Origin of the sequence: Bacteroides sp. 14(A) (assembly GCF_000526555.1) — a bacterium.
GTDB classification, from domain to species: Bacteria; Bacteroidota; Bacteroidia; order Bacteroidales; family Bacteroidaceae; genus Bacteroides; species Bacteroides cellulosilyticus.
In genome coordinates this window covers 1,299,693-1,326,118 of sequence record NZ_JAGH01000002.1, presented here as the reverse complement: position 1 = coordinate 1,326,118, position 26,426 = coordinate 1,299,693, and the positions used below count along the sequence as shown (strand labels likewise).

Genomic DNA, 26,426 nt, shown 5'->3' with positions numbered 1-26,426 from the left:
AATCCAAACTCCAGGTCTTCTTTAGAAAGACAGATTAAATCCGAAAGATACGACTCTCGGGATTGGATATTTAGCTCCCGTACTGGTATCAAGCTCTGGGTCCCACATTTTGAACTTAGAGAATTCAAACGGATTGGAACAGGCTACAAAAAGACGGGCATTACTGATGAAGTGTGGCAAAAGGGACTTCTTGGAAAAACTATAGCCTAATTCAATGCTCTTCACCCTCAGCATACTCATGTTGCGTACCCACCAGGTTGACGGTTGGGTATTATTTTCATTGATAGTACTGGACAAACGTGGCCAAAATACATTTTGACTCGGGTTTTCAGGTGTCCAACGGTCTTGATAGTTGCTATAGATATTTCCCTCCTTAGTATTGGCACCCGTACCGGGGATAAAGGTTTTCACACCCGAACCGATGATGCGGTAAGTCTTGCCATTACCTTGCAGGAAGAAACCAAAATCAATATTCTTATATCTCATATTCAATCCGAAACCGTAAACCAGCATTGGATCCCAGGTACCACCGATGGGCGACTGATCCAGAGCATTGATGATACCATCATTGTTGACATCCTTATATTTAATATCACCCGGACGGATATTATTTGAGAACTGCGGAACCGGAATACCTTCTTTCAGGATGCCATTTGCCACATCTGCAAAATCATCCTCCGTGAACAGACCTTCGTCTATGTAACCGTATATCTGTCCGATGGGGCGTCCTGTTCTTGCACGATTTGTACCAATGACGGTAACAGGTTCGTCTATCTCATCAATCCGGCTTTTAGCATAAGTCATAGTAGCCTGCGCCATTACTTCAAAATCCTTGCTAAAACGCTTGTTCATTTCAAGAGACAGCTCCACACCCTTATTCGTAGTCTTACCATAATTGGCATACGGATTATTGGTGAAACCGGTTGACGAAGGCACATTGACGCGTTGCATAAAGATGTCATAACGTTTATCCTGGAAGAAATCCACCGTCAAATTTATCGTATTCAAAATGCCTACCTCGACTCCGATATTCAGTTTCTTCACCTTTTCCCAAGTCAGATCAGGAGAACCGGCCAAGCCTTCCTGCATACCGCCAATGTATACATTGCCATCCATACCAAAAGTATATCCCGACACTTCATCGATAGTAGTGATATAAGGAAAACGGACAGCTCCACGGGTTGCACCGATACAATCGTTACCAACCAGACCATAAGACCCACGCAATTTTAATTTACTCAATACATTACGTACCGGTTCCATGAATTTTTCTTCGGATACAATCCATCCCAGAGCCACCGACGGAAAGAAACCGTAGCGCTTGCCCTTAGCGAAATTCTCCGAGCCATTGTAACCGAAATTAAATTCAGTCACATAACGGTTATCAAATGTATACGAGAAACGTCCTGCAATACCCATGAAGCGGAAAGGTTGCTTGTCACCAGTGTCGAGGTTACGCATATCGTACATAAACATACCCTGCACACCATGCTTACCAAACGTATTGGCATAGTTTGCCGAAAACTCTGTATAGGTGCTGTTTGTACCGTATTCTCCATACGAAGAATAATCCAGGTACTCATCTCCATTACCCAGCATATGCAAGTTCAATGTTCCATCCGGATTCCTGCCGTTGGCTGGCTGGTAATATGTCGGATTTTTCGATCTGCGCACACCACTTGCCGAATAACGGTCGAAAGAGAAGAGCCCTTTTATTTTCAGTCCTTTAACCAGCATACTCAGATCTTGCTCTATGGAGAACAGCGTCTCAAGGCTACTCTCCTTTCTTGTCTGATATCCGGTCTGTGTCAGCCATGCCCAGGGATTAGCCCGGTTGGCAACCACAGGAATTTCGCCAGTGGAATAGCGTGTAGGGTGAGCAATAGGCGATGTGGTAAAAGCTGTCTGGAAGATTTCATCGAGCGAAGCATAATTACCATCCGTTGACTTCTTACCTGCGGACAAGGTATGATCCTGCAAGAATCCACCGATATTGACGCGCAGTAAAGTAGTAGGCGTAATATTGACATCCACGTTGGAACGCAGGCTGAAGCGGTTCAACCGATCCGAGTTGTCCCATTCATAACTCTTGTCACGATCCATAATACCTCTTGTGTTGTAGTATGATCCAACAAGACTATATCTCAGAATATCACTACCTCCTGTTACATCCAGATTCACTCTTGAATTTGTTCCGAATTTCTTTGTAATAGCGTCAATCCAGTTCACATCCGGATACAGGTCAGGATCTGAACCCGTACGATATTTTTCCAGATCCTCCTGCGAGTAAGGAATCTGGTTTCCCTCTTCCTTCGCAATGGCGTTCACAAGACTTGCATAATCATAAGCACCGATATAGTCGGGTGTCTTACCAAGAAATGTGATACCCTGTTCAAAACGGATATCGACAGATGGTTTTCCAATCTTTCCTCTTTTGGTATTGATAAGAATCACACCGTTAGCCCCCCTCACACCATATACCGCACTCGCCGCAGCATCTTTCAAGATAGAGAATGATTCTATTTCTGCCGGATCGATATTATCCAGACTTCTTTCCACACCATCTACCAATATCAGAGGATTGTTGTTGCCATTGAATGTAGAGATACCTCGAATAAAAAATGAAGCTCCATCATATCCCGGCTCACCTGAACGTTGGCTTCCGATAACACCCGAGAGTTGCCCTATCAGATTGTTACTGAGCGAACGCGAAGTACCTTTCTGCAAACTCGCCGGTCTGATGGTTGAGATAGATCCCACTACCGACTCTTTCTTCTGTGTACCGAATCCTACCACTACCACTTCTTCCAACAGGTTTTCATCTTCCTGCATGATAACATTGATAATCTGGCGCGAGCCTACCCTTTGTTCCTGAGTAGCCATTCCCATGTATATAAATTCCAGTGACACATTCTTCGACGGTACCTGTATGGTATAGTCTCCATTAAGATCTGATACGGTAGCCACACTGTTGTCTCCTTTCAGTATAACATGTACACCCGCCAGCGGTTCCGACTTAGTATCCATGATATTTCCACGGATAGTGATCCTTTGTTGCTGTTGTTGCAGATTTACTCCCATCGTTCCGGTGGTTCCGCCACTTGTCATAGCATGTTCCGGATCAGATGCATAGCCTGCATTCGTGCTTCCTAAGAGGCAAACCAGCAAAACGGAAAAAACTCCTTTTCTTTTCCAGAAATTGTGATCTTTCATCATAAGTGCATTAATTAAAAGGTTATTATTAAATTATTTATTTTAAAAGGATTGTTCATTAACTCCTAATATAAACATTATTGATAAATTCTGGCGGCAAATCCTCCACCGGGTGCCATCCGAACCTTCAGTTTCCTGTCAGCCGGAATCTCGATAAGCTCTTTCTTATAGTCACGGGCATACCGGTAGGCATTCACTCCGTCACGGAATATTTCAGCTTTAAAGTCTCCCGCACCCAGAAAAGAAAGATCGATTTCGATGGTACATTCCTCCCAGTTAGTCATAGCACCGACATACCATATATTTCCCTTCTGACGGGCTGTCGCTATATATTCCGAGACTTTCCCGCAAAGGACGGTTGTATGATCCCACACAGTGGGTATACCGGCAATAAAACTTGTACATTCATGTTCACGTTCATAACTCGAAGGACTGTCACAAAGCATATTCAGCGGTGAATCGAAAACAATATACTCCGCCAGTTGACGACAGCGTGTACCTTGACTCATCGGTTCGTCATGAATGGCCCTGAAGTTCTCCCGCGAAGCATTATGCATAGCTCCTTGCGTATAATCGACCGGACCGGCCATCATGCGGATAAAGGGCATCGTCACATCATACGTCACCTGATCAACAAATGCAGTCGGAAACTTCATCTGTTCCAATCCGTGTACCCCCTCTATATTTACCACATTAGGGTAAGTACACTGTAATCCGGTAGGCTTATATGTTCCATGAAGATCAAGCAGCAGTTTATATTTTGCGGCAACTTCAGCAGCTCTATGATGAAAGTCCACCATCAGTTGGTCATCCCTTTCCATATAATCCACCTTAAAACCTTTGATTCCCATTTCAGAATAATACTTGCATACACTTTCCATATCCCGATCGAAAGGATAGTAGCCTGCCCAAAGAATAAGTCCCACATTCCGTTCTTTTCCATATCTGACAAGTTCCGGCAGATCAAGTTCTGGAACAACCTTAAACAAATCCGCCTCATTTTTAGGAGACCAGCCATCGTCCAGAAGGATATACTCTACACCATACCGGGATGCGAAATCAATGTAGCATTTGTAAGTCTCATTATTAATACCTGTTTTAAAATCAACTCCCAGCAGGTTCCATGCATGCCACCACTCCCATGCCGCTTTTCCGGGTTTCACCCATGAAAAGTCACCCTGCGGTCGGGTAGCCAGTTTAAACACCATATCATTATCCGCCAGTTCCTTATCATTTTCAGAAACGACCATGATACGCCAGGGAAATGAGGTTACACCGCTGACTTTCGCTATATATGGCTCACGAGACTTCACTAATCCCTGCAAATTCAAATAGCCGCCTTGCTCTATCTCCTTAGGATAAGGTGCAAAAACACTCTTCAACGTGTTACTCCCGTCACCATTATACAGATACATACCCGGATAATTTAATAAATCAGCCTCCAGGATGCAGAGTTTCTTTCCATTTCTCCCCTCAACCAGCAACGGAAGAAATGCTATACGTGATGTATCCCATTGAGACATATTCTCATATTTATAAATGTTCTCAAAAGGATTACCGAACTGGCTTTCCAGTGTAGCAACATTATCCCTTACATAAGGTATATATGCTTTAGCATCATGAAGGAAGTTAAACTCCGACAATTCATTTTCAACAATGATATCCCCCTTAATATCCGATTCAAAACGATATGCTATACCTTCATTGTATGCTCTGAAAACAATCCGGTAATTCCCTTTAAATTTCAGTGTCAACTCATTGAAGTTATCCCTTACTTCTTTCTTCTTATATATATCCGCATTCAATATCCGGTCTACAGTCTTAGTCTTTGTTCCGGACAGTTTCGGATTTATGCCGAAAGCCCGTCCCTTATCCAGACTCATATGGATGCGCGAGAAATCGAGCATCAGATCACCATCGTGCTTGATATTATATTTAATATCCGTCGTGCTTATTTTTATTTCCGATTGAAATTTCTCATCGGGCGAACATAGCACAAATGTTTTTTGTGAAAAAGCCGGCGCCGTACAAGTTGCCATTAACAAGGCGAAAGCTATCCGAGTTACATGTTTCATTCTATCCATTGTTTTACTATATATATTACACATTACTTTTTAGTCTGTATCAAAGAGAAAACCTGCTTATTCAGTCTACGATTTCTCGTTTTCCCCGAGACAAATATATAGGGATAATGCATCACGCATTTTATCTATTCGTTTAGAAATGGTGCATTGTAGATTAGGTAAAAATGTAAATGGAAGAAATGAATATATGTATATAGGTTCTGAACAAATATGCACAATTATTCCCTTGCAAAAAGTGCATATTTGTCTTACCAACATATATAATACGTTGAAGAGGAATGAAATCGAGTTCGTTTTTACAACGTTCTTAATTACTGTTTACGGAATTTACCCGGCGTAGTATTATAGTATTCTTTAAACTGACGACTGAAATGATTGGAGTTGCAATAGCCTAACTGATCCGCAATTTCGGAAGAGGTCATACTGGTAGTCAATAACATCTTTTTAGCCTGAGACATTTTTATATTAAGGATGAAGTTTGAAGGAGTTTGGTCCGTGATTCGCTTAACATTCATGTATAGCAGGGTACGGCTGATATTAAAATGTTTAGTGATGAGGTTGACCGACATTTCAGGATCACTCAAGTGCTGGAGAACAAAATCTGTCAGATTCTTCAGAAAGACTTCATCCGCATTGTTCATATTCTGCTCCGTAACGTTTGCCTGATCGAAATTAGAATAGTAAGACCGAAGTGCATTTTTATTCTTCAACATATTATTCATACGAAGAAGCAATTCCTGTATATGGATCGGTTTCTGCATAAACGCATCGGTTCCCGCCTGGAATGCCGCAATTTTACTTTCGGGCGATAAATCCGAAGAAATCAGTAATACAAGTATGCGATTGGTCTTTTCATTATCTTTAATGGTCTTGCACAACCCCAGTCCATCGACCTGAGGAGCCGTATTACTGATCACCATATCCACATTCTGAGATTTCAGTACCAATAAAGCCTCATCAGAATCTGAAGCTAACAACACATGGAAGTTCTTCTGTAACTTCTTCTTCAATATTTTCTTCGTATCCGCATCGTCCTCCACAATCAACACCTGGAAGAGATTCCTTTCATCCATATCTTCATTTGAAGACTGAGCCTGCTCTTCCACATAGATGGTATTATCAATAATCTGATTGACAACCTTAATCCGGGGACTGATGAGTTCAAGATTGTCATCTTTATGCAACGGCATCTCTATTCTGAAAATATTCCCTTCGTTTTCGACGGATATAACAGACAGGTGTATATTCAACAATTTAACAATACTGTTGGCAATGGACAGTCCGATTCCCCCGTTAGAACGCATATCAGCTATTTGTATACTGTTATAAGGCTGAAAAATGGCAGTCTTCTGTTCCTCAGTCAGGCACGGGCCACTATTGAAAACATCCACCGTCACCACTTCTTCCTTATGAGCTATCTTCAAATAACACTTTCCTCCCTGTCGTGTATGCTTAAACGCATTGCTTAGTAAATTACCAATCAATATTTCCAGTTTATCGGAATCAAACAGAATAGGCAGAGAGGTCGTATCAGATATAAACTCGTGGGATATCTCCTTGTGCCTGAACAATGGGGTAAAGGCTTCATAGATATCATTCAAGAAACAGACAATGTCATATTTATCCATTTTGACCTTCGCATGCTGCGACTCGATATTTCTGAAATCCATCAACTGGTCGATAAGATATTGCAAACGTTTCACGTTACGCTTAAAAATATTAGTCTCGCTATCCTGCTCACTGTCATCAGGTAGCAGATCATTCTGCAAAGTAGATATAATGGCAAGAGGCCGCTGGAACTCATGGGACAGACTCGTGAAGAAATCCAGTTTCAGAGTATTCAATTTTTCCATTTCAGCCTGTTCCCTCTTAGATTGCGCCACCAGTTCTTTAGCTCTCCGCTGTTTCACGATAAAGGAACGTATGGCATAAATTACAATTCCAAGCAACAGAATATACAGCACTATCATATAAGGACTCAGCCAAAGCGGCGGGAGTACTTTTATTTCTATCTTTTTATCGGCAAGCACATCTCCATTATCAGCTTTCAGTTGGATATGCAATACGTAATTGCCGGTAGAAAGTCCCGTAAATGATATCTCATTCGAAGCTGCATTCACATCATACCAATGATTATCATAATTTTCCAGTTGATAGACAATCTTATAGGGAGAGAGCGGTTGATCTGAATTATAATCTATACTTACCACTGCAAAAGAAACAAAGTTCTGGTCATTGTCAAGTACTATACGGTCGGTGTTGTCTATATGATTTTTCAGAATGGACGATCCGGATTCAACAGGTACATTAAACAATTTGAGTGCCGATATATACAGCACAGGCTGTATATGCTTTCGCTCTACCATTCGTTGCGGATCAAACTTCAGAAGTTTTTCGGTAGCACCAAAATAGATACACCCTTCTTTATCGGTATAGCTGGAACGCACATTAAATTCTTTCCCATCCAGCCCCCAGTCCAGATTAAACTGTCTGACTTCTTTTTGAGGCGTCACACGAAACAAGTTATTTCCGGATGAAAGCCATAAGTTTCCTTCTGCATCCCCTTCTATTCCGGCAATCGTATTGATTGCCTTATGTTTGATATAGAGTTGGAACTCTCCGTTCTCAAACGAAAATAATTCGCCCCTTCTGGTACCCAACCATAGGTGACCGTTCTTATCGGCATATCCACATTGAAAAGCAGTAGTAGGATCATCCGCCAACACATATTCTTTTATTTCCTTGGTCAGACGGTCGTAACCAAAAAGGGACATTGAGTTTATCAGATATACCTTATCATGACAAACCATACAATCAAAAAAGTTATAGTCGCTTCTGCCCTGGCTTGTCAGGATCCTTGAGAAAGTCCCCACTTTATGCAAATAAATATCAATTCCTTTATTGGTAGCCACCAACAAACTGTCTTCATTGAGAGCACACAAAGTCTGTACAAAACTTCCGGAAAGAGAAGTCGTATCAACGGATGAAGGCATATAATGGGTGATACGTTCGTCCGGCGCTATCTTATATAATCCCGAAGACAGACCTCCCGCCCAGACATTTCCGTCCAGCCCCATCTCCAGGCAAATAATATTATTGCTGATGACTGAATTCGTATGATCCAGCCGCTTGATGAATTTTCCATTCTCATCCAATATGCTCACTCCCCGACAATTAGTAGCAACCCAAAGCCTCGACAGCCGATCTCTCACGATACCATTGGAAGTGACGCCTCCTATATTATCTTTAGCATCGGTAAGAGTATAGAATTTCTTTGTAGAGTTCAGTTCTTTTATATAGAACAGTCCGGAGAAATAAGAACCGATAACCATGTTATGGGATTTAGTCCGATATATACTGGTTATAGCTACATTTTGCAGACTGTTATGGTTCGTCTCAAAGGCATAATTCCTAAACAAATGATCATTATAATCATATATCGCCAAACCATAATTATATCCAATCCATAGCCGGTTATACTCATCTTCTGCGATACTTGCAATATCTTCCAGATCGTTGACCCTGTATTCCGAAACAATGGTTTCTTTATGAAAATCATCATAAGTCCGGTTATACTTGAACAGTCCGTCTTTGATGGTTCCTATCCATATAATACTCCGTGAATCAGCATAAATACACAATCCTTTTGCAGGAGAGCGGTCCGCACCTTTCAGATTATATGTTTTCAGGATTTCAAAAGTCTTATCCACCTTATATACCTTGTCACCATTCAGTCCCCACAATACGCCATATTTATCACAAACAAGCCTCAGGAATGGTACACTGCTCTTAATGAGAGTCACTTCTTTATCTTTATACTTATATATATTACCATTACTCAATATGATAACATCGTTCTCGTAACGAAAGATAGAGACTGCATACATAAGTTCATTGCCATTGTACGTTATGCGGGAAAACCGACCGGCTTCATAGTCGTATACCTCCAAAAACATTTCCGCAGCTACAAACATCTCCTTTCCCGTATCGAACAAAGAGTTTATCGGCATACCGGAAAACCTGTCGATATGCGTCAGTTTCTTACTGTCATAAACATCCAGCCCATTGAAAGTACCGATCCAGATTGCTCCATAGCAATCATCATGAATAGTCGATATATTATTATGGGATATGCCTTCTTTTTTACTGATATGTATATAATTCTCTATTATGTTACTCTGACTCCACATCGGAAGCATAAAAAGCAGAAATAATATATGGCAGAATAGTGCTTTCATCATATTACGCAGTGTTTTTCGAAAAGACAAATATATTTATATTATTTCAATATCGAAGTGCTTTCATACTTAATTTCATGATAAGGATGGATGATCCTATTAAAAAGAAAACCGTTCCCTCCCCTCACGGGGGTGGAACGGTACAGTCAATAATACATGAAAAAACGCTATTTAGAGAGAGTCTCTACAGATTTGGTTTGTGAGGATGATCCTGTGGATGAGCTGGTTCTTGTGGCTGGCACATTTCCTGCCACTTTGCATATTGTTCCGCCGTCAGGATTTTCTTGATTTTCTTTTCCTTTTTGGCAGCAGCTTTCTGCATCTTCTCCACATTGTCCTTTTCCATTACAGGACGTTCGCCTGGAGCTCCCATTGGCGGACGACCGCCTCCCATACCGGGTCCCATTCCACCTTCCATCGGCGGACGACCACCACCCCTTTCGGGACGACTTCCCATCAAAGGACGCTGACCATTTCCTCTTTCAGTCATAGTCGCAAAATGTTCTTGTTGTTCTTTCAGGTTCAGTTTATATAGTTTATCGTACTGCTTGTCTGTCAGTTGCAGTTCTTCTTTCATCCGGTCCGTCATTTTCCGGGCAGCTTTCTCCGGTGAAGGAACTTCACGGGGCAATTGTTTCTTCTCCTGCTCCTGTGCTTGTGTACAAACCAGCCCACACAACAGACATACAGCTAATAACCATAATCTTCCGGTACTTTTCATTTTGCGTCAGTTTTTTATTACGATGCAAATGTAAGGGAGAGAAAGAAGAGCTGAAAATAAAATCTACGAAAGGGAAGGTTTTGTCGACGGAATAGCCAAATAAGGGATACTCATCCTCCATTTTGCACCTCCACAGTAAGCATTATTAGGCGTTGACCTTGGTTAACAAGCCTGTCGACCAAGGTTAATCGGCTCGTTAACCAAGGTTGATAAGCCTGTTAACCAAGGTCAACACCCGACGATTCCTAAGGCTGAATAGATATATCCCTCGTTCTCAACAGGATAACACCTGATACGAGATAAATAAATGCCTCATCCGGATATGGGTTGAGTGCGAAAGTGAGAGTAACCCACTTACCCTCACACCGGATTTTTTACTACCACCACATTTAATACCCTAACTATCAACGATTCACACTAAAAGTGAGGGTAGTGAGAGTAACTTGATCCAACTTTTTATTGAACAGGCAGGTGAGTTCCGTTTAAAACCCACATTTCACTCCGGCAGAAAAGTAAACCGTCGGATTGAAATACGGATCATCTTTATCACTGAACATATTGTCTACAAACCCTTTAAGCGTACGTTTAGTCAGATCGCCGGACCGGAGCCAATTGCCTCCTATCCCCAAATACAGGCATGACTTCTTACCTATTTTATATTCCGGACAGAGATAGGATCGCATCATAACTGAAGCATAGATCATCGACTTTTCCTCTACATCCATCACGGAAGATATTCCATCCATTTCCATTGCCACGAGCCTCAACTTAAACCGATCTCCCAAACGTACTGCCCCGGACACTTCAACACCGGAAGAGAGATTCACATTAACCTCATAATTACCGGAAAGTTGCCAGTTAAGAAAGAACATCGGCATGGCAATAGGTACTCCAAATGAATTCGTCAATCCAGCCCCAACACCTATATCCAGATTTTTCCTACATTTATACACAAAAATCACTCCCCCATTCACCAATACACTCTGCCAGGTAATTGCATCCGGTGCCGAATAAATACCTGCTCCCAAACTGGCTATCATGTACCACTTTTTCGACAAGGGCCGTACATGCGTCAGATTGAGACTGCCACTTAACACCTCATCCGGATGTATATCCAAGACCATATGTCGATTATTAAGTATCGCGTAAGTTCCTCTTGCCGATGCCGACCACATGATAGGCTGTCCCGATGCATTCTGCTTCAGCGAAAAGGGTAGCGTGTATGCTCCGGTGAATTTCAATAAATCACCCGAACCCAATTTATTCCCCGCTTCATCTCTGAAAGAAGAGGCAGGCATATACTCCGTTTTAATAACTCCTTGTGCAAAACCATCGATTGCTGCCACCAAGAGCAACAGAAATAAAAGATAAGAGAATCTTCTCATTGCTAATAAATTAGATTATTTTATTGCAAAGAAAAGAGATTAGCTTGTCCGGTATAAGTCTTTTCCGACGAACTGCACGAAAGACCTGTTGAATTTCATTATCCCAAAGATGGAACAAAAGGAAAAAAGAAGATTATTCGAGGAAAGGTACTCTCACTACAAATTCTGTAGTACTTTCCACGATATCAATTGCTTTATCATACAAGGCGTATTGTTTTTCCAGGTTCCCTAATCCTACACCACCTCTATCTACTGAACTCCGCAATTGCAGATTATTGGAAACCATAATCCCCTCATCGGTAAAGCCTATCCGAATAATAAGCGGATTCTTTAAAGTAGCTATATTATGCTTAATCGCATTTTCTACCAGCAGTTGCAAGCTAACGGGAATAATCAATCTGGTTCCATACAAATCATATTCGTCTATCTCGATGAACAATGTATCTTCAAAGCGAATCTTCTCCAGAAATACATAACTTTCCAGAAAAGCCAATTCTTCCTTCAAAGTAACCATCGGACGATTGTTTGTCAACAACAGATAACGGTAGACACCTGACAGCTTTTTAGCAAACAGATTGGTCTTTTCCGCATCACTATAGGCCAGTGAGGATAGCACATTCAGACTATTGAACAGGAAATGTGGATTTATCTGGGCTTTCAAGGTTTCATACTGATACTGAATCTTCTCTTTCTCTATAATAGCCAGTTTCTTCTCTGCTTCCATTTGGCTTTGCTGATAAAAGAATATCTCAATCAGAAGAACAATCATGCTATTCCAAAGTACTACCGGCAGAGACATTTTCAGCAGAGCATAATCTTCCGGCCAAGGTTCCTCCAGAATAATGGACAGGATATAATTTGCCGCTATACCGAAGCAACTCACCCATACGGATGCCAGCAATAAATCGATAAAGATTCTCATTGTATTGTTAATGTTGTCCAGCCTCTTATGGACAATAACAATGATGAGAAAATCAACAATCCCCACAAAAATGCAGGCAGGTAAATTGAGCAGATACTGTGTTTCCAAACTTAAGCTCCGGGGAGCGTCAGAAAGAAGCTCCGCCACATACTGGAATGCAAACAAAGAAATTGCAATGAGCACTATAAAAAGCAGGATATACCATTTATTCTTCATCCCCAAATGTATTTTAAAGCACACCATCCACCCACTTCAGAAAATCAGGAACCCGCACACGACTGATTAAAACCTCGTGCGGGCATTCAGGCTGGAAGCTCAACTTCAACCGACTGTTGAAGTACTTGGATATCTTACGGATAGAGTTGATATTAGCAATGCAATTGCGGGAAACACGGAAGAAAGTCCTTTCATCCAGCAGTTGCTCTATCTGTTCCAAAGTATAGTCCACAATATAGCGTTTATCTGAAAAGGTGTGCAGAAAGACTACTTTTTCTTCACTGTAGAAGAAAGCGATATCTGAAGTCTCCACATAATGATACGCATCCCCTTTCTGGATAAGGAAACGGTTCTTTTTACAATTACTCATCAATGCTTCTTCCAGTTTCCTGTAATCGGTAACGGGAGGTTGCACAACCCTGAACTGTTCAAATTTTCTCAATGCCGCCAGCAAATCATCTTCCTCCACAGGCTTCAGCAGATAGTCCACACTATTCACCTTGAATGCCTGTATGGCATGCTCATCATAGGCAGTAGTAAAAATAACAGGTGTCGTGACCTGTATCTGCTCAAAAATGTCGAAACTGTTTCCATCCGTCAACCGGATATCCAGCAACATCAGATCTACCGGGTGGTGTTTCAGAAATTGTACGGTCTGCTCCACAGTGGCTGTCCATGCCTCCAACTGATAATCGGGGCGTAACTTCTCCATCATCCGCTTCATCTCTTCGTAAGCGAAACGTTCGTCTTCTACTAACAGGTATTTCATCATCCGGCACTCAATTTATAGGAATCTGCCGTAAAATTACAGATTATCATCCATATCCGGTTACGAAATGATGTATTTCCGATGAAGTGCAGAAATTGAAGGATGAAGTGCAAGTGCAATTACCTGCCTTCATCCATCACCACCGAGAATCTATAAGTACCTGACTGCAATGCAAGTGATAGAGCATTCCTTTTTTGTGAATACAGGCTGACTCCTTCCGCCTCTTTCCATGCAGTTTCTCCTTCCTTTAAAGTAGCAGGATGAATGCCGGATAATTTCAGGACAGCAGTAGTATTAGCCGGTATGGTGATTTCCATTTTCAGCACACCGGCTTCCAACGTCCAGTCAGAGACTATTTTCCCATACAGCGAGTTGTAGTATGAACGTACTTGCTTTGGACCGCCTTTTGTAATCCAAGGCTCAATGGAAAACTCCTTATAACCAGCCTCCGGACGGCGGATACCTCCTAAAGCCTCAATAAACCAACTACCGATATACAAATAGGAACTATGCAAACCCGAACCACGACATTGCCAATCTTCAAAGAACGTACCGTTGCCATGCTTCAACATATCTCCCCAGCCGGGAAAATCTTCTTTCATAGCCATCTCAAAAATCAAATCATTACGATGATTATCTAATAAAGTATGCAACAGGAACGAACCGGCAGTAATGCCTCCCCAGAAATGCCCTTTACGCTTTACCAGCACTTCCTGCTCAAGACGTTTCCAGACTTTTGCCTGCAAATGCTTCGGAGGTAAATCAACCATCAGTGCAATAGCAAGATAAGAAGGATAGCCATTCACGTAGCTATTATCGTTCGAATTGAAGAAAGTAGCATGCACCGCCTTACGTACTTTGGATGCCCGGTTCCGATAAGCGGAAGCTGCTGCTCTATTTCCCAACACATCGGCAATCTGTGCAGCAGTTTCAAGACTGTAAATCCAGTGACAATTATTAAAGAATAAAGTTTCCCGAGTATCTCCAAGTGCTTTTCCCTGTTTCTCCATAGCCGACCTTTCCGACCATGCATCCGGCCAAAGCCAGTCACCCAGGAAACTCCATTTACCTCCCCAACGTACCAGCATGTCATCCTGCGACTTCGTTTCTACAAAAGAAAGCCAGCGCTGAATAGTGGGAAAACTTTCCGAAAGAATACGTACATCTCCATACTGACGATAAAGCTCCCAAGGCAAGGTAATGCAGAAACCACTCCAGGATGGTCCACCCCCGCCAATGCGGGTAGGAGCGGTATAGGGAACATTCCCTTCGGGATCTTGCACATCACGCCAATCTTCCATCCATTTGCTATAGAAAGCCCCCAATTGATAGTTTCCCAAAGCTGTGCGCGTAGTGGCCAATGCATCTCCCCCGTATCCACAACGTTCACGATGAGGACAATCGACCACATAGTTACCCAGACTGAGATTTTCAAACGTCCACAAGGTAGTACGATAAATGTCATTCAACAAAGGAAGATCACATTCAAATCCACCGCTCCGGCGATAATCCGGACGAATCATCCAACCACGTATCTGGTCTAATTCCGGTTTATACCGAAGGCCGGTAATTTGTACCCAGCGTCCGGTCATATAATTAAAACGGTTACAAAAGACTCCTTTCCGTTTGGAGCCAACTTTATAAATGCTATGTATACCATAGCTGCAAGCATCCTTTTCCCTTTCAGAAAATTGGAATACAATTGAATCACCGGGTTGGCCTTGGAGCTGCATCTCAAACCAACCGGCATAATTGATTCCCATATCAACTCTATAGACTCCGGGACTAACTTCCTGAACAGAAAGTGGTTTAATTTCACCAAGTAACCGATTAGGTTCTGTACGGTCAGATGATACTATAACGTCAGTAGAATAAACCTTTGCCATAGCCCAACCGGAATCATCAAAATCCGGAGTATTCCACCCATCTTTTTCCAAAGCTGCATCATAACATTCTCCTTCAAAGTGATGTGCCTCCCAGTAACCTAACAAGGTATTGGGACTTGCATGGGTCTTCCAGGTATTATCCGAAACAATTCGTAATTTCTTTCCGGAAGATAATGCGATCTCAGCCTGAACCAATGCCATCGGAATAGCCGGTCTATTCTTCTGCTGATAGGCCGGAAAAACAGCCCAGGAAGTACCCAGCCACAAAGCTATAACATTAGTACCTGTTTTCAGATAGCCCTTGATATCATATGTCATGTAACGGGCACGTGATTTATGATCCGTAACCGAAGGTGAAAGGACAGCATCCCCCACTTTCCGCCCATTGACATACAGTTCATGATAACCTATGGAAGCTACATAAATAACAGCATCCTGTGGAATATCCGACATATTAAATGTTTTACGGAACCAGGGATCTGCCATTACATTATTAACCTTCTTACCTCCCACACTCTGAGATTCCATTTCTGCACTGCCTATCCATTGTGCCGCCCAATCAGCAGCAAACAGCCCCATACGCCAATTTGCAGGATTACTCCATGCTGACCAACGATTATGCTCATCGGAGAAACGGACTTTCCAGAAACATCTTTGTCCGGCAGACAAAGGTACTCCTCCATAAACAATATTCACCGACTCTGCAGAGTTAACACGCCCGCTATCCCAAAGATCTCCACGGTCTGCATCAAGTAAATCTCGGGAGCTTGCTACAAGAATCTGATAAGCAGTCTGCTTCCGTCCGCGTGCCGAGGTAGTAGCTCCCATTTTCCAACTCAAACGAGGTTGCAGTATGTCAACACCTAAAGGATTACTAAGATATTCACATTGCAAATCAAAAGGTTGGAGAGTGGCAATATTCGTGAAAGCCGTACTGCCAATCAGTTCACCCTCCGGAAAAGCAATCTGCACTTCTCTATCATTAAGAGTCAGACAAACCTCCCTCTGACTATAAAGCGGATCTGCAACCCAGATATCGTAACCTGTTCCCTTCTGCTCAAGATAGACAATCACTTGTTTATCAGTAGCCAGTGTAAGTCCCTCCCCTAAATCAATTGTTCCCGGATGATAAAAAACAATAGCATACTGCTGATTCAACTTAACAGCCTGCACCACAGAACTATTTTGAATAATCTTATAATTCTGGGTAGCCGTAAATGTCCGGAACTCCTCTAAAGATTTGTCAGGAACAACCATATATGCATATTTCCCTTCCTTAGCCTTTACACCATGACTAATCCAGAGATTAAAGATGTCAGCAGAAATCTTTTTTCCACTCCCACTGATATTAATATCCTTCCAAGCTCCGGTTTGTTTCGGATTGCTAACAATTACATCTCCTCCTGAAGGAAATAAATAACCAACTTTATCATGATATACCCAAGCCGGATTCTTTACAGATACATTTTCTCTGTAAACAGATGTAGTTCCTTCCTCTTCGCCAACTACCATTTCGCCTTTAAAAAGGCACTGATTAACAGTTGTAACTACTTCCTCGGGAGCATCTGATGCAATATCTGTCCCTAAGCACAAAAGTACATCATTCATAAAAAAGTAAGACTTCCTGGCCTTTACTCCCTTATAGCAATGCTCATAAGCAATGACCCCATTCTTGCCGTTACTTACCCCACCTCCAAACCGATTTTTTCCGAACAGATATCCTTCAAGACGAGTAGAGTCCTGATGTTGAACAGCCGTAGTCCCCGGTATTTTATTCCAGTTCCATACAGGGAAGATACCTTCATATTCTTTCCCGGAAGTAAGGATATTCGTAGCACCAAGCGGCAGGTTATAACCTTTGAGGTTCTCATTATTAAGCATTTCGGTTCCATTAGTCCGTGTAGAAATCACCTTAGCAGAGAGATAATAGCCGGTACCATGCTGAACCATAATGTCCGATTTCCAGAAATACTTATTACCGGGAGCAGGAAAGGGAGCACCGGAAAGATGTTTCTTCCAAGCCGAGTAATCAGCAGCACGATCAGAATCATTCTGCTCCATGTATTCCAGCGTGACAGGAGAAATATTGCTAAGTCCTTCGGGACGTGATATATTACGACCGATTGCACCAAAATCAAACGTTTCCCGATAGCCCAACAACCGATGACCACCCATCAGAAGATTGATAAATATATCTTTTTTCTCTTGTGTAAAATAAGACTCAAAGGCAGTTCCTTTCACCAATTGCAAATAATATGCAATATCATCTACATACGATAAACCATACCCGCCGGAATATAATTGCGGACGATGCTGATGGAAACTACCATCCACCTTAATACCTTCGTCACCTTGTTCCGGAACAATCTTAATAGTAGAGGCTATGGACTTGATTCCGATTCGTATCAGCTCAATATTATTTTCAATACATCCTTTATGAATGGTAACGGCAGATACCCATGTACGGTTTTTGCCTTTATGACCTTTATTCCCAGTCAAATCTTGTAGATAAGAAGAATAATGCAATAACTTCTTATCACTAATTTTACCTTTCAGCAGAATCAACGGAACCATGTAGTCTTGGGGAGCACCAATATCACCGAACCACCAGTTTCCGGATTTAGGACGTACTCTATACCAATAATCGATACCTGCAACTATTTGTTTCAACAGTCTTCCTGAATTATAATACTTATTTCCAGGTTTCCGATATGCAATAGCCATTAATTTCAAGCGTTTCAAATGAGAGCCGGCCGGATAAGACGAACCTTCATGCACAGTTACATAATCCAGGTCCGGAAAACTTCCATCCGAACGTAACGCACTCGCATAACCCGCTATTATGTCCTCATCTACTTTCGCTTCCAAATAGGAAGCGACCAGTCGTCCGGTCATTTCGTCCACTTCCTTTTGCGCATCTACTTGCACCTCTTTAGCCTCAGCCAAAGAGCAACAAAGATAAAGCAAACAGAATATTAGTTTCAAGCATTTCATAAACATACTCCTATTTATCCAGGTACTTACCATCAGCTACTATCCCTGAGCTATGCACTGTACGAATAAATTTCGCATCAGCAGGAGCGGCACCTTTACATTGATTCAGTTCTGCCCCGACAACATCATCCAAAAAGAATAACGGACGTACATCGGGCTTCATCGCATCAAAACGTACATTATTAAATCTCACATTTCTGGCATGACGTACATAGAAACCGGCGGCCGGTAATGTATTACCAAACATTCGATTCTCAGGATAGCTTTTAGTCATTTCCGGAACAGGTTTACTAACCATGTCCGAGGTTCCGCCCCCCGGATAGCTGATTTGCACGTTATTGATCGAAACATTTTCTACATAGCTTGTCTCCACACCAGTTATTGAACAGGCTATCAGGCTTTCTGCGGTTGCTACAATGTTGCTGATATTTATATTCTTCAATACACCACCCTCTTTCCGGTAAGTGCGGTGTCTGTCTCCCAAACGGATGAATATGGGAGTCTGGACATCGCGCATAGAAATATTGGAAACGGTGATGCCATCAATAATGCCTCCATCAACCATTTCTATGGCAACACCCGAAATAACGGTAACATCGGCCGAAATATGTTCAAGCTGTTTACTCCAATGACGAATATTATCTTCCGCTGCCCGGCGAACGACACAATTGGAAACCGCAATATTCCGGTATCCTCCATGAGAAGCTGTACCGAATTTGATTGCATTACAATTACTTGCTGTGACACAATTCGTAACCGTTATGTTCTCGCAAAATTCCGGATGGTCACTCTTGAAACAAATGGCGTCATCTTCCACATCAATGTAGCAATCAGATATAGTCGCATTCTTGGCATCAATATCAAGCCCGTCATTATTATAATTACAATGGCTGAATACCTTTAAACCACGGATAGTGACATCTTCACATTTTTCATAATGCTGCACCCAATAGGCAGAATTACGGAGAGTGACATCGGTCACAACGATGCCCTTGCACTCTACAAAATAAATTATCTTAGGACGTTTCGGTCCTCCGTCCGCATCATTGCCAAATTGAAAAGTTTTATTTCCACCTTGTCCGTCAATCGTTCCGAATCCGGTAATCGAAATATTCTTTTGTCCACGTGCAAACAAAAGTCCGGAAGACTGATTCATACTACCATCCTTGAAGGGAAAGGCATTATCATAATCCGACAAACGTGTACTTCCCAACAATAAAGTGCCAAAATCCAGATGAAGGTTCACATTTGATTTCAGTTCAATGGGACGTATCAAATAAGATCCGGATGGTATCAAAACGGTTCCGCCTCCTTTCTTCGAACATTCATCTACGGCTTTCTGTATAATGATTGTATTATCCGTTACCCCATCTCCTTTAGCTCCACGCTTAGTCACATCAATTGTTCCGGCTATAAGGGAAGAGGAAAATAGCAAAGATATTGCAAACAAGACTATATTACATCTATTCATCATGGCATCATTAATTTTAGGGTTTATCATTTAAGGATTTGTATCGGCACAACGCCTCTACATAGTAATAATCAGCATAGGTCAAAGGCATATCTACTTCTGTACCGGAAGGAATATTACCTACCGAATGTTTCAGAATGAATCCTCCGTTAGTACCTTCCTCTGCCGTATATGCCGGTGAGGATAATGTCTGGAGCATTTTCTCGGCTGCCTTATAATATTTCTTAGCCCGTTCTTCGGATACATACTGAGATAGTTCCAATAATCCCGAACAGTTGATAGCTGCTGCAGAAGCATCACGCAAAGCATCCGGTATACCGGGAGCATTATAGTCCCAGTAAGGAATCAGGTCTTTCGGCATATTAGGATGATTCAGCGTAAATTCTGCTATCTTTATGGCTTGCTCAAGGTATTTCCGCTCTTTCGTAAAACGGTACATCAGTGTATAGCCATATAATCCCCAGGCTTGTCCACGAGCCCAAGCTGACTTTTCGGAAAAGCCCTGTCCACCTTGGTAGTGCTTTATTTCACCGGTTTCCGGGTTATAATTCAGTCCATGATAAAGACTATTGTCTGCCCGGAAATGATTCTTCAAAGTTGTATCGGCATGTTTCACAGCAATATCATAGAATGTGCTGTCTCCTGTGGCCTGAGTAGCCCAAAAAAGCAATTCCAGATTCATCATATTATCAATAATAACAACATAATCATCCGGTTTGCGATTATGGGATTTAATGCAGCCTACCACCGGGCTGAAACGGGAAATCAACGAACGGGCACTGTTCACCATAATATCTTTATACTCAGGTTTCGGAGCAATGCGGTTTGCATTGCCATAACTGCAATACATCATAAAACCGACATCATGCGTATTCACGTTGTATTGTTCCGGTTCCAGCAGCTTCAACATACGCACTCCTTCAGCATATAGCTCCTTGTCTCCTGTATCCTCGTACAGATAGAATAAAGTTCCGGGATAAAAGCCGCTGCACCACCATTCCGAGTTGCTGGTTTTCAGGCGTTGCATATGTTTGTCATACGTTTTAGGAAACTGGTTACTTCCTTGCAATTCACTCCTCATATAGAGATACTGACGAGCAGCATGCTCTAACGCTTTATCAACTTTTACCTTACCCTTGGCGAATAAGTCACCGAAGGGAAAAAAACTAATTAGAATAGTAACAAACAATAATGTACTCTTTTTCATGGTTATATCTTAAATTTATATTCTATTGTTCCACTGCATCCGAAAAAGAAACGACCTGTAGCCTTTCGGCAAACTGCAACGAAGGTAGTTCAGTAGTCACTTTAACCGTAACCGTTTCACCAGGCAAAATATCCATATAATTGTCGGATATGAAATTGTCAATATCCCCTTGGAGCGACAAGAAAACGCCTCTTGCAAACACATCACAAGACAGAGTTACCTCATACCCTCCTTCAGTCGGTACAAAGTCTTTATTAATCCGAGCTGCCGCATAATGCATATCTTTTTGCTTCGCCAAAAAATAATTATTAGTATACTTTTTTCCTGTCTTATCCTCATAAAGAACGTGTACGACGACGTCTTCTTTTTTCTCTCCATTCAATAACCCATCCACAGCTTCCTTCCATACAACTGTACTTGTATTAGCCGGAACAGTTATCTGTTTCTTGAATTCTTTCACCACTCCGTTACCATCCAATCTGAGCACACAGACTGTTAATTTACCAGAAGTACTCTTTAGCCTGTCTGATACCATATATATCTGCAACGTGTTCTCCTTTTCTATTGGCGATACCAGTAAATCAGCGAAAGACTTTACCGTAAAATAATGCTGCGCCTTCCAACGTCCGTAATAGTCGCGACTAGACCAAGATGCCACCGGCCAGCAGTCATTATGCTGCCATACCAACGATCCCATACAATAGGGCATATCCCTCCGATGTGCCTCCATAGCCATTTTCATAGCATCAGCCTGCAAAAGCTGGCTCATATAGGTAAACGAACGGAAATCTTTAGGCTGACGATATTCCGACAAAAGGAAATCATTGATACGCTTATTAGCCGCTGTTCCCCCTCGCTGATGCGACATCATTACCTCCGAAGTCAGATTCCAATCCTCTGATAAAGGTGCATACCGTTTGATCGACTCGAATTCCGGGAATGACTGAAAACCATACTCACTGAAAAAACGGCTTCGCTCATGATTAAATTCGGAAAGGGGTTTCAGCCCTTGCCAAACTGCCCAGTAGTGCATATCGCCCACCGTATGATTGCGCATCCCTTTGTCATCAGAATAAGGAGATGATTTACGGTAACAAGCACCCGGATGGAATTCTTCTACCACAGCCGGCAACGTCACAAAATACTGATTCTTGAACTGTTTCCATATAATATCCGAATAAGCAGGATTCTGTTTGTCATATGTCTTTTTCCAATTCCAGTTGAACCAAGCATCCAAACATTCATTATTCCCACACCAAAGGGCTATACAACTATGGTTACGCAAGCGTCGTACATTATCAATGGCTTCCCTGCGAATGTTTTCCAGCAATTCGCCTTCAGCAGGAAATACGCTGCACGCAAACATAAAGTCCTGCCAGATTAAAATGCCGTATTTATCACACAAATCATAAAAGATATCTTTCTCATAAACTCCACCACCCCACACTCGTAGCATATTCATATTTGCACTGACTGCATCCCGGATCGTTTTTTCATAAATGGAGTCGGTAACACGAGTCAGAAAGTTATCACAAGGAATATAATTCGCACCTTTGGCAAACAAGGGTTTTCCATTTAGTTCAAAATAAAAGCTTTCACCATATTCGTCAGGAGCCGTTACCACTTTCAATGAACGGATACCCAGTTTTTTCTCTGTTACATCTACTTGCTTACCATTCAGTTCCAGTGTTGCTACAAAGTCGTATAAAAAAGGTTCGCCCAAACCATTAGTCCACCATAACCGTGGCTTCTTCATGGTAAAAGATACCGGAATTTTATTCAAACCTTTATTCAAACGAATCAATTTCCGGCACTCGGTACGCTTATCCGTACGATTAATCACAGCTACCTTTGCTTCTGTCTCCTTATCTGCCAATACTTCCACCGTGACATTCACTGTGGCCCGTTGGGCTGTCACCGACTGCTGGTTATAAAAAACATCATTTATACGAGCCTCATCCCATGCTTCCAGACTAACGGTCCTCCAGATACCCGAAGTAACCAAACGAGGTCCCCAGTCCCAACCAAAATGATAACCCGCTTTACGAACAAACACTCCGATCTTGCGGTTGAGCAAACCTCCATTCTCAGACTGGTCATTCGAACTGCGATACTGGAAAGGAACAGCTTCCCATTTCGGCATAGCTATCTTAATAGGAGAATGCAAATAAACCTGCAATTCATTACCATGCTCTTTTAAGAGAGAACGGACATCCACCTGCCATTCACAAAACATATTATCAGCAGAAAGAATCTTCTTTCCGTTCAATGTTACATCAGCATAAGTATCCAATCCCTCAAAATGCAGCACAATATTCTTCTTTGCCAGCAACTCAGGGGTTACATCAAACGTCGTCCGGTAAATCCAGTCTTCTTTATCCACCCACTGCACACCGCGCTCATTGAGCCTGTAAAAAGGATCATCTATCAGTTTGTTATCCATCAAGTCTGTATGAACTGTTCCAGGAACAGTGGCTTCATACCAGTTAGTACCCCTCGCCTGCCGAAAATTCCATCCTTCATGCAAGTGCTGACGAACAGGCTGCGCATTGATTGCTGTAAACAGAAAGAGCAGATTCAATAAGGCTATCCAAGTTCTTGTCTTTACTTTTGTATTCATTTGTTTATTTGTTTACGGTCTACATTCCATCCTTTCACCACTATCACCGGTTTTTCAATTATCTTTTCTGCATTCGTTTCGATAACTACAAATTTACTCTCACCCGGCATCAAAGAAAAGAAATTATCTGTATAAAAAGAAGGGCGAATAGGTTTCAAATCCTGATTGAGGAATTGCAACTGGTTGAAAAAGGCGATAGAACCGGACACATTTTTCACTGTAACATCCACGAAATACTTACCTTCGCTCTTTCTTATCTTATAAGTAGTCTTCAATTTGGCTTTTTTCAATTGAGACAATGTTTCAAAACCTGAAGAAGTAGGTCCGGTCAGCGTTTCCTTACCTTCATACTTATCATTGGAACGCCAGTAAAAATTGGATGAGACTTCCTTGCCTTTCTCATCTTTCAATCTCAACTTAATAAAATGTACCTGTGAAATATCTTCTGGAAAGCGAATAGTCAATACATCATTTGCCACACCATCCAAGGGAAGGTCAACCTTTACTGACTTTTCGAATACCTTTTTACTATTGATATCATAAACCTGCGCCACAACCGTATAACCTTCAAATTCCTGATAATAATCATTCACCACCGATACCGTATTCTTCAGATAATCAAATTGTGCATGCAAAGGTTCCAAAGCATTAGCTGTATGATAAAGTGAAGCCGTTGGTTCCAACGACCAATCCCACATACGGGCACAGACCTGACGAACCGGGCAATTATGATACCAGAAAAGTAAACCGGAACAGAAACGGTCACCATAATCAAGTTTATTATAATTCCATACTTCCCAAATACTTTTTGAGTTCATGGCACCCACAAACTGCCCCTTCTGTGCAAACTCATCAATAGAAGAAGATTGCCCATAATTATTAACCAAGTCAGCATACATGGTAGACATCAGATGGAATCCATTCCCATCCAGATAATCCCAAACCTCTTTATTAATAGGCCACAAATCTTTTTCGTCCATCATTTCCCGGAGAATTTCTACCGTAGGAAGTGTCGGAGCACCATATTCGGGATTAAAACCATCCACACGGCTACCTCTCGCAGAAGCCGTGTTTTCATAATGTTGCATCGGATTCACCTGTTTATATGGACTTCCATCATGTACACCTGCACATTCCGATTGCATCTGATAGCCACGTGTCCCATCAAGTAGTTTCAGCAGTTCAGGCGTACCGCTAACTTCAGAACTCTCATTCGACGCTACATAATAAGCCAGAGCCGGATGATTGCGGATACGTTTCACAGTAGAAGCCACGTTGTTTAGGTACACACTCTTATCCTGTGGATGGCGTGTATCTCCCGTCATCCAGAATTCTTGCCAAATCAATAACCCCAGTTCGTCACAAAGCTGGTAAAAGTAATCAGATTCAGCTATACCGCCTCCCCAAAGGCGGATTAAGTTGATACCTGCCTGCCGGGTGTATCTCAACTCAGCATAGGTACGTTCATCCGAAGTTCGTAACATTCCCTCAGGAATCCAGTTTGTACCACGGATAAAAATACGTTTACCGTTCACATAGAATACACGTGATTTATCGGGAGTATTTGTATCAGAAGTTATATCACGAATACCAAACCGGGTTTTAACAGAGTCACAGACAGCGCCTTTTACGCTTACTGTCAGTTTCAGTTCATACAAGTTCTGAGGACCTTTATTGATCGGCCACCACAAGCGTGGATTACGGATAGTAAGTTGAGGGAATTCTTCCGGAGTGAAAGTCACATTTTTTTCCTCACCACGTAATATGCTGAAAGGCTTTTCTACAACAATATTTTCTCCCACTATTTCTCCTCTGACCACTCCGCTAATCGTATCCATCGAATGAAACGGATCAATAACTTCAACGGATATGGTTTCACGAGCGACATCATACCCCGGCTTCTGTAGTTCTGACTTCACAAATGGATGACGCAATGCCAATATCCCTGTGCTATATATAGATATACTTTTCCAAATACCCGTATTGCGGTCACGAATACCATCCATAAAGGTAAAATCCCATCCAATACTCATAAGCATAGTAGTATTCAAACCGATGTTTCCATTACCCCCATTATGATATTCACCTACAGCTCCCCAAGACTTTGGCATAGTAGTCCCCGGCACATCTACCGGATAGACTTTGACAGCAAGAACATTCTTATTGCCTACTTTTACAAAATCTGTTATATTAATGTAGTCATTAACAAACATTCCATTGATCGTACTCAATAAATTACCATTCACCCATACTTCAGCCCGATAGTTGATGCCATCAGGCTGCAACCATATATTTTTTCCTGAGAAAGAAGCCGGAACCTCAAATTCCGTACGGAACCAATAAGTATAAAACTCACGACCTACTTTTGATATATCCGGTATTTTATTGGACTCTATTTTATTGTTCAGTCCATAATAGGGTTCAGGATACTTCTTATTATATACAAGAGAATTAAGCACAGTTCCCGGAACAATAGCTGACAACCAGTCACTCGTATTATATCCAAGCGACGAAACTTCCTCAGCAGATGCTTTCACGTCACTTACTTTCATCATCTTCCAGCTATATTCTCCCTGATGCATTTCATTCGAGTCCAACCAAATTCTATCGGTTGTTCTTGCATAGTTTGTATTACTGCTCTGTACGGAATATGCGACAGATAAAAATAGAAGCAAAAAAATGGATAACTTATTCATGAAC

Annotated in this window: 12 protein-coding genes; all 12 read right to left on the bottom strand. The window is 41.9% G+C overall.

Annotated features, from left to right (window positions below; all coding sequences use genetic code 11):
* Positions 1 to 21: 21 nt before the first annotated feature.
* Positions 22 to 3,216 (bottom strand): TonB-dependent receptor, encoded by a 3,195-nt coding sequence (locus K429_RS0112360; RefSeq protein ID WP_007211797.1) that lies wholly within the window; start codon positions 3,214 to 3,216, stop codon positions 22 to 24.
* A gap of 74 nt (positions 3,217 to 3,290) precedes the next feature.
* Positions 3,291 to 5,288, bottom strand: coding sequence for a glycoside hydrolase family 97 protein (locus K429_RS0112355; protein ID WP_026367119.1), 1,998 nt, complete (start codon positions 5,286 to 5,288; stop codon positions 3,291 to 3,293).
* A gap of 320 nt (positions 5,289 to 5,608) precedes the next feature.
* Positions 5,609 to 9,538 carry a helix-turn-helix domain-containing protein gene (locus tag K429_RS0112350; protein WP_026367118.1) on the bottom strand — a complete coding sequence of 1,310 codons (3,930 nt, stop codon included), beginning with the start codon at positions 9,536 to 9,538 and terminating at the stop codon, positions 5,609 to 5,611.
* 181 nt (positions 9,539 to 9,719) lie between these two features.
* Positions 9,720 to 10,256: a DUF4890 domain-containing protein gene (locus K429_RS0112345; RefSeq protein ID WP_026367117.1), complete on the bottom strand. Its 537-nt coding sequence runs from the start codon at positions 10,254 to 10,256 to the stop codon at positions 9,720 to 9,722.
* Positions 10,257 to 10,738: 482 nt separating this feature from the next.
* A complete protein-coding gene (locus K429_RS0112340) occupies positions 10,739 to 11,641 on the bottom strand; it encodes a DUF6268 family outer membrane beta-barrel protein (protein WP_026367116.1) in 903 nt (300 codons plus the stop codon).
* Between the two features lie 133 nt (positions 11,642 to 11,774).
* Entirely contained in the window at positions 11,775 to 12,779 is a 1,005-nt protein-coding gene (locus K429_RS0112335; protein ID WP_007219269.1) for a sensor histidine kinase, read from the bottom strand.
* Between the two features lie 13 nt (positions 12,780 to 12,792).
* A complete protein-coding gene (locus tag K429_RS0112330) occupies positions 12,793 to 13,551 on the bottom strand; it encodes a LytTR family DNA-binding domain-containing protein (protein WP_026367115.1) in 759 nt (252 codons plus the stop codon).
* 116 nt (positions 13,552 to 13,667) lie between these two features.
* Positions 13,668 to 18,428: a family 78 glycoside hydrolase catalytic domain gene (locus K429_RS29860; RefSeq protein ID WP_026367114.1), complete on the bottom strand. Its 4,761-nt coding sequence runs from the start codon at positions 18,426 to 18,428 to the stop codon at positions 13,668 to 13,670.
* A 10-nt stretch (positions 18,429 to 18,438) separates the two neighbouring features.
* On the bottom strand, positions 18,439 to 19,902 hold the full coding sequence (locus K429_RS0112320; protein WP_007219267.1) for a glycoside hydrolase family 28 protein: 1,464 nt from the start codon (positions 19,900 to 19,902) through the stop codon (positions 18,439 to 18,441).
* A 13-nt stretch (positions 19,903 to 19,915) separates the two neighbouring features.
* A complete protein-coding gene (locus K429_RS0112315) occupies positions 19,916 to 21,106 on the bottom strand; it encodes a glycoside hydrolase family 88 protein (RefSeq protein ID WP_007211788.1) in 1,191 nt (396 codons plus the stop codon).
* Positions 21,107 to 21,128: 22 nt separating this feature from the next.
* Positions 21,129 to 23,726, bottom strand: coding sequence for a glycoside hydrolase family 2 protein (locus tag K429_RS0112310; protein ID WP_026367113.1), 2,598 nt, complete (start codon positions 23,724 to 23,726; stop codon positions 21,129 to 21,131).
* Positions 23,723 to 26,422, bottom strand: coding sequence for a glycoside hydrolase family 2 (locus K429_RS0112305; RefSeq protein ID WP_026367112.1), 2,700 nt, complete (start codon positions 26,420 to 26,422; stop codon positions 23,723 to 23,725). The genes K429_RS0112310 and K429_RS0112305 overlap by 4 nt, the downstream gene beginning before the upstream one ends.
* Positions 26,423 to 26,426 lie beyond the last annotated feature (4 nt).

Coding starts and splice junctions, on each gene's coding strand:
- K429_RS0112355 (WP_026367119.1), bottom strand. CDS start 5,288: ATGAAACATGTAACTCGGATAGCTTTCGCCTTGTTAATGGCAACTTGT.
- K429_RS0112315 (WP_007211788.1), bottom strand. CDS start 21,106: ATGAAAAAGAGTACATTATTGTTTGTTACTATTCTAATTAGTTTTTTT.
- K429_RS0112340 (WP_026367116.1), bottom strand. CDS start 11,641: ATGAGAAGATTCTCTTATCTTTTATTTCTGTTGCTCTTGGTGGCAGCA.
- K429_RS0112310 (WP_026367113.1), bottom strand. CDS start 23,726: ATGAATACAAAAGTAAAGACAAGAACTTGGATAGCCTTATTGAATCTG.
- K429_RS0112335 (WP_007219269.1), bottom strand. CDS start 12,779: ATGAAGAATAAATGGTATATCCTGCTTTTTATAGTGCTCATTGCAATT.
- K429_RS0112305 (WP_026367112.1), bottom strand. CDS start 26,422: ATGAATAAGTTATCCATTTTTTTGCTTCTATTTTTATCTGTCGCATAT.
- K429_RS0112350 (WP_026367118.1), bottom strand. CDS start 9,538: ATGATGAAAGCACTATTCTGCCATATATTATTTCTGCTTTTTATGCTT.
- K429_RS0112330 (WP_026367115.1), bottom strand. CDS start 13,551: ATGATGAAATACCTGTTAGTAGAAGACGAACGTTTCGCTTACGAAGAG.
- K429_RS29860 (WP_026367114.1), bottom strand. CDS start 18,428: ATGAAATGCTTGAAACTAATATTCTGTTTGCTTTATCTTTGTTGCTCT.
- K429_RS0112345 (WP_026367117.1), bottom strand. CDS start 10,256: ATGAAAAGTACCGGAAGATTATGGTTATTAGCTGTATGTCTGTTGTGT.
- K429_RS0112320 (WP_007219267.1), bottom strand. CDS start 19,902: ATGATGAATAGATGTAATATAGTCTTGTTTGCAATATCTTTGCTATTT.
- K429_RS0112360 (WP_007211797.1), bottom strand. CDS start 3,216: ATGATGAAAGATCACAATTTCTGGAAAAGAAAAGGAGTTTTTTCCGTT.